Source organism: Thalassobacillus sp. B23F22_16 (assembly GCF_043496955.1).
Classification (GTDB): domain Bacteria; phylum Bacillota; class Bacilli; order Bacillales; family Halobacillaceae; genus Thalassobacillus; species Thalassobacillus devorans_A.
The window spans coordinates 72,327-84,911 of sequence record NZ_JBIEKD010000005.1 but is presented as its reverse complement, the minus strand read 5'-3'; the positions used below and the strand labels follow the sequence as shown (position 1 = coordinate 84,911).

The following is a 12,585-nucleotide window of genomic DNA, read 5'->3' as shown; positions in this document are numbered from 1 at the left end:
CACTTTTTCAAGTGGGTGACAAGCAAGAAAAATTAAGACAGACCTATAGAAATAGGCCTGTCTGATGAAGAATTTATGAAAAGTGTACTTCCCTGGCAAAACGAGCAAGCGGATTTATGACTTTCCCTGATTCGGAAGCATGAGGGCGATCATCACCATCTTCATAACCATAGTCAACCATACGATTACGATTTAACGTAAGTTTGGTTAATTCAGGTTTAAAGAAATCAAAGAGTTTAAAACGATCTTTCAAATGTTGGTGGTTGTTCTGATATTGTTTGATGGAATCCGCTAGACACTCCCAAAATTTATATTCGGTTACGGCTTCCTGTCGATCAAGAATGTCAGCCATGTACCTTAAGTGGCATACAAACAACCCTGTGAAGATAAATTGGGTGAGTCCTTCAGGCGGCTCACTCCTCAGTACATCCTTCAGTTCTTGTGATAGTACAGATAACTCTTCAAATGGCTGATCACTGATATTTACGTCATCCACAAAATCTTTCACTGCCAACCGATGCGGCTTGAAATCTTTGATTACCAATATCGTATTCTGCCCATGAGGTGAAAATACTGTGCCATATTGATATAAGTAGTGGAGCAGCGGATCCATGACCACTCGGAAAAATTCCTTCAGCCACTCCTCAGGGGACATCCCGGAAGCCTCGATCAAGCTTGAGACAAATGGTTTGCCATCGTTATCTTCATGTAATAATGCGGCCAGGGTAATCGCTTTTTCTCCATCATCCAGATATGTGTAAATACTCTCCCGCCAAATGACACCAAGCATTTCCAGGTATTGATAGGGGGAGTTCTCAAGCTCTGGGTAGAGGCTGTGATCTACATTAATACTTGCTATTTCTCCCGGCAGGATCACCCGGCAAGTTTCTTTTAAAAAATCATCTTTCTCATAAATTCCTTTGATGAATTCCGTAATCTTTGGTGCAATCAGGGTACGCTCCGCAGGCAAGCCGCGATAGACTAGAGTATTCAATATACTCATCGGCACCTTCACGTGATGTTTTTCTTTATTGCTTTGATTTACAAAGGTCCGAATCGACTGTTGAGGGAGGTAATTGTCTTCACCTTTTCCTAATGGTATGATCATCTGCCTGGATAAATCTTCAGCGAATTGATGGATGATCACATTTTTCCACTGCCATTCATGAACAGGAAGGTAGAAATAGTCCTGTTCATCAACTCCCCATTCTTGCAGCACTTTTTCAAACTGTTTCTTTTCATCAAGGGAAAGCTCGTCATGTAAAAGCTTATGATAATTGATTTTTTCAGTCGACTGAAAGGAAGCGCGATCCTTATGCACGGCGATCCAGTATAATTTAGTTTCTTTTTGCATTTCTGGCGCGTAATCACAATAATCGTCGTAGCCGAAACCGATTCTCCCTTTATTATAAGTAATCCATGGGTGGCCGCTCATGTGTCCCTCTAACAACGCATAATCTTCCTTAATCAGCTCATCGGAGGTTTTCGAAGCTTTTCCAAGCAGATGCATATCAGCCACAAGTGTATTGTTCAATTCTTTAATTAAATGACCGGCTGTTTCAGAAGACATTCCTATAATAGGCTGGATATCAAGTAAAAATTGGATGGCATGATCAGCTGGGCGCTCTGTTCCATCTTCTTTTTCGCAAATAGTTCCAGCTTTTACCTTCAAACCTCCAAATAGATCTTTTCTTGCAAGAAAAGTATATTGTTTATTATCAGAGATCGGCAGCATGTATTCATCCCACTTCCCATGCTGCTTCTTAATTTCTGGTTCAAGCATATCTTCGTACGTATACTCCTCGATCATTTTGGTTAACAGCTGGTAATTCGCTTTCTCCCAGTGTTCGTGCTTAAAGTATTTCTTTATATATGGTAAATGCATGAATGAAATCCCTTCTTTCCCTGTAAATTTATTGACTAAAAGCAGGCTGTCTCCTAGTGCCAAATGACTGATAAACATTTGCTTGGCTGACTGGATAGACGTCTCTGCCAGCCAAGGAGTTAATGATAACCGCATTTCGGTGAGCGCCCAATCCAAGATCTGGGGCACCGACTCCATGCGTATGAATTTCTCCATTTTGAATGAAGATATGATTATTGTAGATTCCGTCCATTGATAGCTTATAATCTTCACTCACACTAAACCGCCCTTGGCTATCCCAGATAATAAGGTCATGAATTGGCATCAGGAAGTCTGGAAAGTTTGGCTTGTAGCCTGTCCCTAATATCACCACATCCGTTTCCACTAAAAATTCTTCTTCACTTACCAGCTGGCACCCATAAAGTCTCCATTGCTCCCCAAAAGGCTTGATCTGTTTAATAGCCGACATAGCTTGTAAGTGGATGTCAGGCTCTTCTTCTCCAACACTTCGCTGATATAAAAGTTCATAAATATTGGAGATAGTATCTGCGCTGATTCCTTTATATAACAAATCCTGTTCACCCAACAATTTGTCTTTTTTCTCCTGAGCTAATTGATAGAAAAAAGAAGTATAATCAGGTGAAAAATGTTCAAGTCCAAGTTTTGAATATTCCATTGGGAAGAAACCTTTCGAGCGGGTGTACCAATCCAACGAATATCCATGGTCTGGCTGGTCTTCCAGCAAATCAAGAAATACCTCCGCTGCACTTTGTCCCGAGCCAATGACCGCTACTTTTTCAGCCCCTTTACAAATATTTTTCTTATATAGATAATCTGCTGTATGAAATACCTTTTCCCCCAAGGCTTCCTGTAATTGTTCAGGAACAGCAGGCACCGTTCCAATTCCCATCAGAATATGGCGGCCATAGTAGCAATCTTCTTCCTTTGTACGAACATCTTCCACCACTATTTCATATACGTCTTCTCCATCAAGAGTTTGAAGCTCCACTTGTTTCACATTGGCATGAAACTGGCAATTATCCAGTTGCTCCGTCACCCATCTGCAATAATGGTTGTATTCCTTCCTCGGAATGTGGAAATCTTCCCGGAAATAAAAACGATACAACCTATTCTTTTCCTGTAAGTAATTTAGGAAGCTATAACGATTTGTTACATCTGCCATACTTACAAGGTCAGCTAAAAAAGGAACTTGTAATGTAGTCCCTTCAATCATCATCCCGGGGTGCCAGTCAAATTGTGGTTTCTTCTCAAAGAACAAAGCATCTATTTCGGGTACCCCTTCTGCCAGCGCTGCAAAGCCAAGGTTGAATGGACCGATTCCTATGCCAATCACGTCGTAAATGTTAGACTTCTTGATAGAATCCTTCATGAGACCACCTCTTTTCAAATGTCTCCCTGTGACAAAACATCAATAACCCTGTTTTATCTGGTAGTTTTATTGGATGAATTGCTTCAAACCCGCACTTTTCAAAGACATGGATCATCTTTTCATTTCGTATATCCGGTTCGGCAACCACTTTCTTTGTTTCGGGCCGCTTGAATTGAAAATCTACCATCGCCCGTAACAGGGGGAGAGCGTATCCCCTCCCTAGATATTGTGTGTCCCCGATCAGCAGATGGATCCCTTGATCAAAGGGTTCAGCATCGTAGCATTTTTCTACGACATCATCCTTGACCCAATAAGCCTCCCAATAGCTCATGGGATGACCGTCAATCTCTCCTATATATAACGTTTGGTGACGGTCATCCAGTGCGTCTTTCAAATGTCCGCTGAACTTAGCGAATGGCAGATTCAGTTGCCAAAAAGGGATGACGTGCTGTTGATGCATCCATAAAAATACGTTGGTCAAATCCCTATCATAGTCTAATTTACGGAAGGAAATATTTTTCTCAACATCATTGTCAAAGGTAATGAAATCAGGATTCATGAGAAATTCCCACCTTTTTTGCTATAGGGTTTGTTACTGATGTATAAACCGATTGCGTTTCCAGCGAGCCTACAAGTTCATCCATATCGTGAAAACGAGTAAGCAAGTTAGCCTTACAAGGGAGGTCGTCATTTTCTAATAGACTGTCAAGCAATTGCTTAGACTCCGTGGTATGTTTCTTGTGTTCCTCTAAACGCTCACGCAGCAGCTGGATTAAATTTTCCTCGGGAACTAACCCATTGGTTCCAAATCCATTAATGACACCAAACAAATGGTTGAAGACAAAATAATAACGAAGCCTTTCCTCCGCAATACTATCTGCACAGATGGTATCGCTCTTTTCATTCAGGCCAGGTAAAAGAGCCTTCAGATGGTCAGCTTTCTTTTCCCGAAAGTAGTAGCCTTGGTTATCACGGTAGTAAAATCGCTCAGGATAACCGTCTTTCAATTGAACCATTGAATTCTGCTGGTGAGCTTCCAGTGCAATGCCATAGTTTTCAAAGAGCCATAGAATCGGATCAAGGGTAATGGATAGATAGCGTTCGAACCAGTCTTCACTTACCTGTTGAGTAGTTTTGTTTGCTCGTTCAGCCAAACCGGTAATAATACTATAAAGGCGTGTCTGTTCCCCATAAGGGTGGTCTTGCCCCAGTCCGGCTGCTAATATCACATTTGCATCATCGTTGTAAAACGGATTCTCACGCAGGATGCAATCCAGCCGCACTTCATTTTCCCCTGGAATATCTACACTGATATAAGCAGGGTCTGATATCACATTGAAATTTGGAAACTGTCGATTCAAATCCTCCCCTAAAGTTGTCTGTAATAGTCGTGACACTTCAACTCCTCTATCCAATTCTTTCTGCTGGTTCATTCTAAGGGAATTCGTAATTTTTATCGGGACTGAAAACTTGTACATATATTTTGACTGTGGACTATATACCGTTCGGAATGAGGAGGTAGCTGTAAACTTAGGTCCCATCGGTCCAAAATACCTTATTGTCCCCTCATCCAACATATGCTGTACGGATGATTTTTTCAGCAGTTCTCTTGCCTGCAAAGGGTGAGCAGGAATCCATGCTCCTTCACCTTCAGTCTTGATCACCTCTTCGGCCAAGTTTTCTTTGATCATTTCTTCAGCAGAAGCCTTCAGGGAAGAGTCTTGATTTACGTATCCCTCTGCAGCCCAGAAGTAATGCAATTGGAACTCTCCCTTCATTTCAGGTGCGTACCAATTATCTTCTTCTTCCGTGATGCCTTGCTTGCTTTTTGGAGTAGGGTGAAGCAAATGACCGAAAATCAATGATTGCTCTGCTTCAATAAAATTGAATTGACGGCTGCTCAAGTAGTTGGAATCAGCTAATCTATGTTCGAGGTATTTTTTTATGTTTTTACAGCTCAGAATCACACGCATGATCAGTTCATCCTCAGCTTCTTCCTGATTATTTTCCAATGCTAATTCTTTGGTAATCAGGGAAGCTAATGTGACATAATCGATCGGCTTAGTTTCATTTCCTGTATGATAATAAATAGGGAAATCAAACAGGTGCCTTCCTGTTTCAGACCAATACTTCACATCGATGATCAGATCAATTCCCTGATTAGATAAGGCGCAGGAAATAGTCTTTGCTGACCCTGCAGCAGTTTCTTCCTTGAAATTTCCTGTTTCTCTCAGGTAGCAATTCAAAAAGCTTTGCATTGTCGCGTTCTCTGCAATTTCTTTTATATTTCTCACACGGGAAACCTCCATTTATCTAATTCCAATTTTCCAAACTCATGGATATCAACTAAAATTTCCTTCAAATCCTCAAGCTTCGTCCGGGGATTCAGAAGTGTAAATTTCAAACATACTTCACCTTTTATGGTTGTTTTAGCGAGAACAGCTTTACCTGTATAAAGTAAATGCTTATGGATATTACGATTGACCTGGTTTAGATCTACTTTGCCGGTTACAGACGGTTCAAAGCGAAAAACAATTGTATTTAACTCTGGATCGGCATTGATCACCTTCATGTTTTCCAACCCAGCGATATAGCAGGCAGCAGAGCTTGCCAAAGACAACGTATGATCAATCATCTCACCGTATTGCTTTGTCCCTACCATTCTTAAGGAGAAAAACAGCTTCAACGCGTCAAACCGTCTTGTTGTTTGAATCGACTTATTGACCAGGTTAACAATACCTTTTTCCTCATCCTCTTCAGGATTCAAATAATCGGCGTGGTGCTGCAGGTAACGAAATCCCTCTTTATTTTTAAGGAGGAACGCACCACAGCTGATTGGCTGATAGAATAATTTGTGAAAATCAACAGTAATGGAATCCGCTTTTTCTATCCCTCTCAATTTACTTCTATGCTGATGACTCAAGATCAAAGCCCCTCCGAATGCTGCATCGACATGTAGCCATAGCCCATGTTTTTTTGCTATTGCTGCCATATCAGAAAGAGGATCGATACTACCGAAATCAGTCGTCCCGCATGTAGCCACCAATGCAAATGGCAACAATTGCTCCTTGTCCAATTCTTCTAGTTTCCTGTTTAAATCAGCGATGCACAGGCGATGGTTTTTATCTGTGCGAATAGATAATACCGATTCCTCTCCCAGCCCTAGTTGAGAAGCGGATTTTTTGACAGTGAAATGTGCATCTTCGGAGCAAAGTATCCGCAGGCGCTGAAATTGAGGAGGAAGGCCATGTTTCTGTACATTCACTCCCCAGGTCTTTTTACAAAAAGAATCACGGGCAATAAGTAAACCTGTGTAATTGGACTGCGTTCCCCCGCTGGTAAAAACCCCATCCGCTTCAGAATCAAAGCCGAATCCATGAAGCAGCCACTGGATCACTTCTTGTTCTAAATATGTTGCTGCCGGGCTCTGATCCCAGGAATCCATCGAAGGATTGAAAGCATTGATGATCATTTCGGCCGCCAATGCAGATACGAGTGATGGGCAGTGGAGGTGGGCAACTGACTTTTGATGGGCAATATGAATATTACTCATCAAAAGGGTATCGTTTATGTCTTCCAATAAGCTTTCTATTGATTCTCCCTCGTAGCTGAAAACAGATAGTTTGTTCAACTCCTGATATAAGCTTGAGGGTTTTTTTCCTGAGTATGGGTGTTCAAGTTTATTCATCACTTCGGCAAGTTTCTCTGTCACCTGCTGTGTAATATGTTGATAACTTTCGGTGCTCTCTCCATGAAGAAAAAGATTACTATATTCTTTATCCGGGTGATTAAATCCCCTATTTTCAAGCGACTCTTTCTCAAATATGAAGTTCAAAAGCTATCCTTCCTTTCCAATTCATAATTATTGGGTTGCTCCTATTCATCCCCTTAAATGAAAATCATTTTCAATTAAGTGCATATATACATATTAATTGAGAATGATAATCATAGTCAATAGTAATTGAGATCCATTATCAATTACACCCATTACATTCTCACTCTAGGTATATATTCAGTAAAATTAACCAGTATTTAGTGAGTGTTCAAGAAAGAGAGGCATAAAAAAAGCTTAGAGCAATATACTCTAAGCTTCGGTTTAACAATATTTATAGTTCAAGCCAGGGATTGGATGCACTGCGGTCCTTCATTTTTGGGAGAATTAACGAAGTCGCTTACATCGTAAGCATCTAAATCTTCCATCTGCAGCTGCTCAAGGAAACCAGCCGCTTCATCAGCCCCCCATTTGACGGGCTCAATCCATTCATCCTGCTTTTCTTTAGGCAGAATCACCGGCATTCGATCATGGATCGGATTCATAAAATCATTAGCTTCCTTAGTAAGAATCGTACATGTAAACATCTCTTCCTCATCTTTAGCCCATTTATCCCATAGGCCGGCAAACGCGAATAGCTTCCTGTCTTTTAAATTCATCCGTTTTGCCTGCTTGCCGTTATCGGTACGCTGCCATTCATAAAAGCTATCCGCAACTATGAGACATCGTTTTTTACCCATAAGTGACTTGAAACTTGGTTTTTCATGAGCTGTTTCACTCCGGGCATTGATCATCTTATATCCGATCTTTGGATCTTTCGCCCAAAAAGGAACGAGTCCCCATTTTAAAAATCCGGCTCGCTTTTCTTTCCCATCATGAATGATGGCAAGCACCTTCTGACCCGGAGCGATATTATATCTTGGCTCATAATTCGGAATTTTGTGATCGAGACCAAATTCTTTTAAAATCTCAACCTCTTCTGCTAATAATGTATAACGGCCACACATCACTACCCCTCCATCCCTGTCTAAGCATGAATCAAAAGCCCATCCGCTTGTTGATTTGACCACGGTAGCGTCTGAAAGCTCCAGAACCTTTCAACTTCCTTTGTTCCATCATCAACTGAAAACGAAGCTGTTTTTCACTTAACTGCTTCTTATAGCTCTCTCTTTCTTCCGGCTCCCTGCAACAGTCAATCAATTCCTCCAGCGACACAATCTCTTTTTTCAACTGCATTTCTTCTGGGATCATATTGGCATTCTTTAAAATTTTATAGCTGTTTCGAAGGTCGGCAGGGACATGTTCCATATCATCTTTTGGAAGCGGTTTTCCTTTTCCGGGAAGATTGTCAAAATCCCCATTCCGAATGGATTGCTTAATTTTCTCTTCCACGAGTGATGTAAAATCCATTTCATTTTCTCCTTTCAGAAAAAGGAAATCTTTGTATAATATTATACCACTAATTATTATTGTTTATTAAATGTGACACTATAAAAAAGAGCCCGGCTCAAGGCCGGACTCCATAGCTGCTATATTATTTTCCAATAAACATTTGTGTCCATACATTGCCATTTTCTACATAGCCTACACCGATGTGAGTGAAGTTAGGGTTCATGATGTTCTTACGGTGGCCTTCACTATTCATCCAGCCATTGACAACTTCTTCTGGGCTGCGTTGTCCTTTAGCAATATTTTCACCCGCTGTACGGTAATCAATGCCATATGCTTTCATCATATCGAATGGAGAACCGTGTGTCGGACTGTTGTGAGAGAAATATCCGTTAGTAGCCATATCTTTAGATTTATCACGTGCAACTTTGCTTAGCTCTGCGTCTGCTTTAAGTGGTTCAAGTCCTTGCTTTTGACGCTCTTGGTTTGTCAATTCTACTACCTGCTGTTCGAATTGGCTTAACTCGCTGTTTTGCTCAGCAGATTGCTCTTCAGCTGGAGCTTCTTGAGTTTGTTCTTGTTGCTGTGGAGCAGGTGCTTGTTGTTGCTCTTCAGCTGGCTGTTCTGAAGCTTCTTGCTTCTCAGCAGGTTGTTCTGGAGCTTGTTCTTTCTCAGCTGGCTCCTCTTGCTTTGGTTGTTCTTTCGGTTGTTCTTGTTTAGGCTGCTCCTTAGGCTGTTCTTGCTTTGGCGTTTGCAGCTGATCCCATTGAATGTCGTATTTATTCAAAGCATCTTGCAACAATTTATTTACATCATCCTGGGAGAAAGAACCTCCATAGGATTGAATTTTATAGAATGCTTTAATAGATGGTGCCTGTTGTTCGCCTCCTGCGTGTGCGTCAGCTGTGAAAGCACCACCCATAAGCAATGCTGTTGATAATGCGAATGCAGTACTTACTTTCTTAAACATGCGTTGATCCTCTCCTTTGGTGTTTTTTGTACAATATCATCATAGCATCGCTTTTCTGTAACATTAGACCCAAGGTTTTCCATTGACTATTTTTGCAAGCGCTATCAACAGAAGAACCCCATCAAAGCAATAATAACGAATAGATTATTCAGATAATTCTCTGGAAAAAAACAAACAGATTTCTAGAAATTTCATAAAAAAAGCCGTTGACAGGCGTCAAAACGGCTTTTTTATGTTACGTTATATTACTGGTTTGTTACAATTTCCGCTCCAAAGAAGCCCGAAGTCCAGCAGCCAGGGCTGGTGTCTCTAATATTCTGGAAATTTTATCTTTATTTTCACGATCATGGAAAAGAACATCATTCACATCAGCTACGGTAATATGCAACGAGTCCCTTTCCTTCAAGATTAATTTGTCTTCTGGCTTCACACTTCCTTCTTTAACTACCCGCAGGTAGAAACCAGAAAACCCTTTTTCAATCATCTTGGTTGGAAAATCGTCAAGCCCGTACTTTCTGGCAATAATATAACAAGGCTTCCGCGGCTCGGAAACTTCAAGTTCTGCATCCCCAAGAAGGTACCGGTCTCCTATAGCAGCTTCACGTTCATCCCCCCCTTCAACCGTCAAATTTTCTCCGAATGATGGAAAAGTAAAGGTTTGCTGATAATGATCTTTCCAATGTTTGTAGTGTTGGGCGGGATAAAGACAGACCGCTTTGTCCGGCCCGCCATGGTTTTTCTGATCCGCCTGGTAATCCCCTTCAAAATTAAGCCGGCTTAACCAAACCGGCTCATCTACCCTTCTCTTCTTTATTGCTGTTTTCAGTGGTCCTTTATCTGTATCTAATAGAACAGGCTTTCCGACACTGATAGCTCGTACCTCATACTCCTTCATCCTCTAACTCACTCCTTCGCTTGATCCAGGCAGGTAAATAATCGTAACTCCATACATCACTTGGGTAGTCGACAAACAAACCTTCTCCATTTTCATATAAGGCCTGCATGATTTCATTTAAAGAGCCCATATAATATTCATACAAAAATTCATAGCTGAAAGGCTCATCTGGCATATGATTCTCCGCACAGACTTTAGGATTGGCGTAGTTGAGATAGGTCCGGCAAGGGATCGGACGTATTTCGTAAGCCATACACGTTTTTGTTTCGGGATCGAGCATTGGACATGGCAAATCCAGCCGCTTATAATTCAGCTTCGTTTCTGAGTCCTGAAGGTCCATATTCAACGCGGTATCGAGTTTCACTTCGTGTTCGTCAAAATAGGAGTTCCAGTGCTGATATATTTTTTCTTTCCGCTCTTCAGGAAAATTCTCAATTTCTTTTAACATGATTTTCGCTTCCATTTGGGTCACGATAATCGGAAAATAGCAGCAAAACGCGCACCCCTTGAAACAACTGGCCTTCATACCAGCGTAGTCTTCCATTCGCTCTATCTCATGGTCAACTTCACTTAATAAACGCTTAAAACCATTTAGGATGACTGAATCTGTATCCATGTCGCTATCAAGCAGTTCTTCTATGATGTTATCGAAAAATGCCGGGTCGACCTGATAGTTTTGGTTCAGCCGTTCGCATTTATCGATTATTTCCTGGTGTTTCAGATATTCCGTCATGAAAATGCTCCTTTTTCAGCTACAATTGATTTCTTCCATTATACATCCATATTTATATTCAGAACCACTTATGAAATTTTTCTCTTGAATTTCTTCAAAAACCTTTCGTCCCTATTTTTGAGATGTTACAATGGCACACGCATTTGAAAAAAAGCAAATGGATCACAGAAAGGATGATAGGGATGCACGTAGGAAGCAAAGGCTGGTACGTAGAAAAGTTGAAAGAACATGGGGTTAATACAATCGAAGGAAGAAAAGTGGAAAAGTTTAAAAAGCACATTCTTGCAAACCTATTAGCCGAAAAAGAAGATTAAGTTTATACTAGGGCAGAGGGATTTTTTCTCTGCCCTTTTTTTAATTATAATAGTATTGATAGATTTCCTATCATCCACCCCCGAAAATAGTAAATATTGGTCGAATTAATATTAGAAGAAATCTGTCATCATTGGAGGTACTTTCTACATGTTTGCAACTGCTGAAATTGGTATTGATTTAGGAACTGCTAATATATTAATCTACTCAAAGTCCAAAGGTATCATTTTAAATGAGCCTTCCGTGGTAGCTTATAATACGGATACAAAAGAAGTCGTCGCTGTAGGGAAAGAAGCAAAAGAAATGGTCGGAAAGACACCAAAGAATGTGATCCCTGTACGCCCTTTGAAAGATGGTGTCATTGCTGATTACGATATGACCGCTCAAATGTTGAAAGAGTTAATGAAGAAAGCAAGTAAACAGGCAGGTGCTTCTATGCGGAAACCGACCGTTGTCGTTTGTACTCCATCCGGTTCTACTTCTGTCGAACGTCGTGCTATTCACAACGCGGTTAAAAGCTATGGAGCAAAAAACGTCCACTTGATCGAAGAGCCGATTGCTGCCGCTATCGGTGCTGACCTTCCAGTCGAAGAACCGGTCGCTAACGTTATCGTAGACATCGGTGGGGGAACAAGCGAAGTAGCCATCATATCCTTCGGCGGTGTTGTTTCCTGTCGTTCTATCCGTACGGGCGGTGACAAAATGGACGAAGAAATCATCCAATATGTCCGCAAAGAATACAACATTCTTATCGGTGAAAGAACTGCCGAACAAATTAAAATGGAAATTGGTCATGCATTGCTCGACCATAAAGAAGAAAAGATGGAAGTTCGCGGCCGTGATATGGTCACCGGCCTGCCAAAAACTATCGAGCTAGGGTCTAAAGAAGTCCAAGGAGCGTTACGTGAATCTCTTGAGCAGATTCTAGAGACAATTCGTGCAACTCTGGAAGACTGTCCGCCAGAACTAAGCGGCGACATTGTCGACCATGGCGTTATTTTAACTGGAGGAGGCGCTTTGTTGAAAGGCATGCAAGAGTGGCTTTCTGAAGTGATCGTTGTACCAGTACATCTGGCACCGAACCCATTGGAGTCAGTCGCTATCGGAACGGGGCGCTCCATCAAAATGATTCAAAAACTCCAAAAAGCCGCTAAGTGATAGGCAGGCGAAAACAACTATTAAAGCAGAGCAGCAATTGCTCTGCTTTTTTGTATGTATAAATAGGATAGCTTACGCCTGATGACCTTGAAAACAAGGCAT

General features: G+C 41.3%; 12 protein-coding genes. 2 read left to right on the top strand and 10 right to left on the bottom strand.

What is annotated here, in order from left to right; translation table 11 throughout:
* Positions 1-73: 73 nt before the first annotated feature.
* From ACGTNI_RS06135 to ACGTNI_RS06090, 10 genes are all read right to left on the bottom strand, one after another.
* Complete coding sequence (locus ACGTNI_RS06135; protein ID WP_394460929.1) at positions 74-1,885, bottom strand: IucA/IucC family protein; 1,812 nt, start codon at positions 1,883-1,885, stop codon at positions 74-76.
* Between the two features lie 28 nt (positions 1,886-1,913).
* Positions 1,914-3,254: a lysine N(6)-hydroxylase/L-ornithine N(5)-oxygenase family protein gene (locus ACGTNI_RS06130; protein WP_394460790.1), complete on the bottom strand. Its 1,341-nt coding sequence runs from the start codon at positions 3,252-3,254 to the stop codon at positions 1,914-1,916.
* Positions 3,229-3,813, bottom strand: a complete 585-nt coding sequence (locus ACGTNI_RS06125) for a GNAT family N-acetyltransferase (RefSeq protein WP_394460787.1) — start codon at positions 3,811-3,813, stop codon at positions 3,229-3,231. The genes ACGTNI_RS06130 and ACGTNI_RS06125 overlap by 26 nt, the downstream gene beginning before the upstream one ends.
* Positions 3,803-5,548, bottom strand: coding sequence for an IucA/IucC family protein (locus tag ACGTNI_RS06120; protein WP_394460785.1), 1,746 nt, complete (start codon positions 5,546-5,548; stop codon positions 3,803-3,805). The genes ACGTNI_RS06125 and ACGTNI_RS06120 overlap by 11 nt, the downstream gene beginning before the upstream one ends.
* Positions 5,545-7,089 (bottom strand): pyridoxal phosphate-dependent decarboxylase family protein, encoded by a 1,545-nt coding sequence (locus ACGTNI_RS06115; RefSeq protein WP_394460783.1) that lies wholly within the window; start codon positions 7,087-7,089, stop codon positions 5,545-5,547. The genes ACGTNI_RS06120 and ACGTNI_RS06115 overlap by 4 nt, the downstream gene beginning before the upstream one ends.
* 278 nt (positions 7,090-7,367) lie before the next feature.
* Positions 7,368-8,033, bottom strand: coding sequence for an SOS response-associated peptidase (locus ACGTNI_RS06110; protein WP_085505481.1), 666 nt, complete (start codon positions 8,031-8,033; stop codon positions 7,368-7,370).
* A gap of 31 nt (positions 8,034-8,064) precedes the next feature.
* A complete protein-coding gene (locus ACGTNI_RS06105; RefSeq protein ID WP_085505480.1) occupies positions 8,065-8,436 on the bottom strand; it encodes a DnaJ family domain-containing protein in 372 nt (123 codons plus the stop codon).
* A 124-nt stretch (positions 8,437-8,560) separates the two neighbouring features.
* The gene (locus ACGTNI_RS06100; RefSeq protein WP_085505479.1) at positions 8,561-9,385 is read right to left on the bottom strand and encodes a CAP domain-containing protein; all 825 of its coding nucleotides are present in this window, start codon (positions 9,383-9,385) and stop codon (positions 8,561-8,563) included.
* Between the two features lie 256 nt (positions 9,386-9,641).
* Positions 9,642-10,280, bottom strand: coding sequence for an MOSC domain-containing protein (locus tag ACGTNI_RS06095; protein ID WP_394460780.1), 639 nt, complete (start codon positions 10,278-10,280; stop codon positions 9,642-9,644).
* Entirely contained in the window at positions 10,267-11,013 is a 747-nt protein-coding gene (locus ACGTNI_RS06090; RefSeq protein ID WP_085505477.1) for a YkgJ family cysteine cluster protein, read from the bottom strand. Before ACGTNI_RS06090 ends, ACGTNI_RS06095 begins: the two co-directional genes overlap by 14 nt.
* A gap of 182 nt (positions 11,014-11,195) precedes the next feature.
* Here ACGTNI_RS06090 and ACGTNI_RS06085 point away from each other — a divergent pair, with 182 nt between their 5' ends.
* Positions 11,196-11,327, top strand: a complete 132-nt coding sequence (locus ACGTNI_RS06085; protein ID WP_082411897.1) for a YflJ family protein — start codon at positions 11,196-11,198, stop codon at positions 11,325-11,327.
* A 148-nt stretch (positions 11,328-11,475) separates the two neighbouring features.
* Positions 11,476-12,483 carry a rod-share determining protein MreBH gene (mreBH, locus tag ACGTNI_RS06080; protein ID WP_085505476.1) on the top strand — a complete coding sequence of 336 codons (1,008 nt, stop codon included), beginning with the start codon at positions 11,476-11,478 and terminating at the stop codon, positions 12,481-12,483.
* The last annotated feature ends 102 nt before the right edge of the window (positions 12,484-12,585 follow it).

Excerpts from the sequence above, each read along its gene's own strand:
- ACGTNI_RS06105 (WP_085505480.1), bottom strand. The coding sequence starts at position 8,436 with ATGGATTTTACATCACTCGTGGAAGAGAAAATTAAGCAATCCATTCGG.
- ACGTNI_RS06130 (WP_394460790.1), bottom strand. The coding sequence starts at position 3,254 with ATGAAGGATTCTATCAAGAAGTCTAACATTTACGACGTGATTGGCATA.
- ACGTNI_RS06135 (WP_394460929.1), bottom strand. The coding sequence starts at position 1,885 with ATGCATTTACCATATATAAAGAAATACTTTAAGCACGAACACTGGGAG.
- mreBH (WP_085505476.1), top strand. The coding sequence starts at position 11,476 with ATGTTTGCAACTGCTGAAATTGGTATTGATTTAGGAACTGCTAATATA.
- ACGTNI_RS06090 (WP_085505477.1), bottom strand. The coding sequence starts at position 11,013 with ATGACGGAATATCTGAAACACCAGGAAATAATCGATAAATGCGAACGG.
- ACGTNI_RS06125 (WP_394460787.1), bottom strand. The coding sequence starts at position 3,813 with ATGAATCCTGATTTCATTACCTTTGACAATGATGTTGAGAAAAATATT.
- ACGTNI_RS06085 (WP_082411897.1), top strand. The coding sequence starts at position 11,196 with ATGCACGTAGGAAGCAAAGGCTGGTACGTAGAAAAGTTGAAAGAACAT.
- ACGTNI_RS06095 (WP_394460780.1), bottom strand. The coding sequence starts at position 10,280 with ATGAAGGAGTATGAGGTACGAGCTATCAGTGTCGGAAAGCCTGTTCTA.
- ACGTNI_RS06110 (WP_085505481.1), bottom strand. The coding sequence starts at position 8,033 with ATGTGTGGCCGTTATACATTATTAGCAGAAGAGGTTGAGATTTTAAAA.
- ACGTNI_RS06100 (WP_085505479.1), bottom strand. The coding sequence starts at position 9,385 with ATGTTTAAGAAAGTAAGTACTGCATTCGCATTATCAACAGCATTGCTT.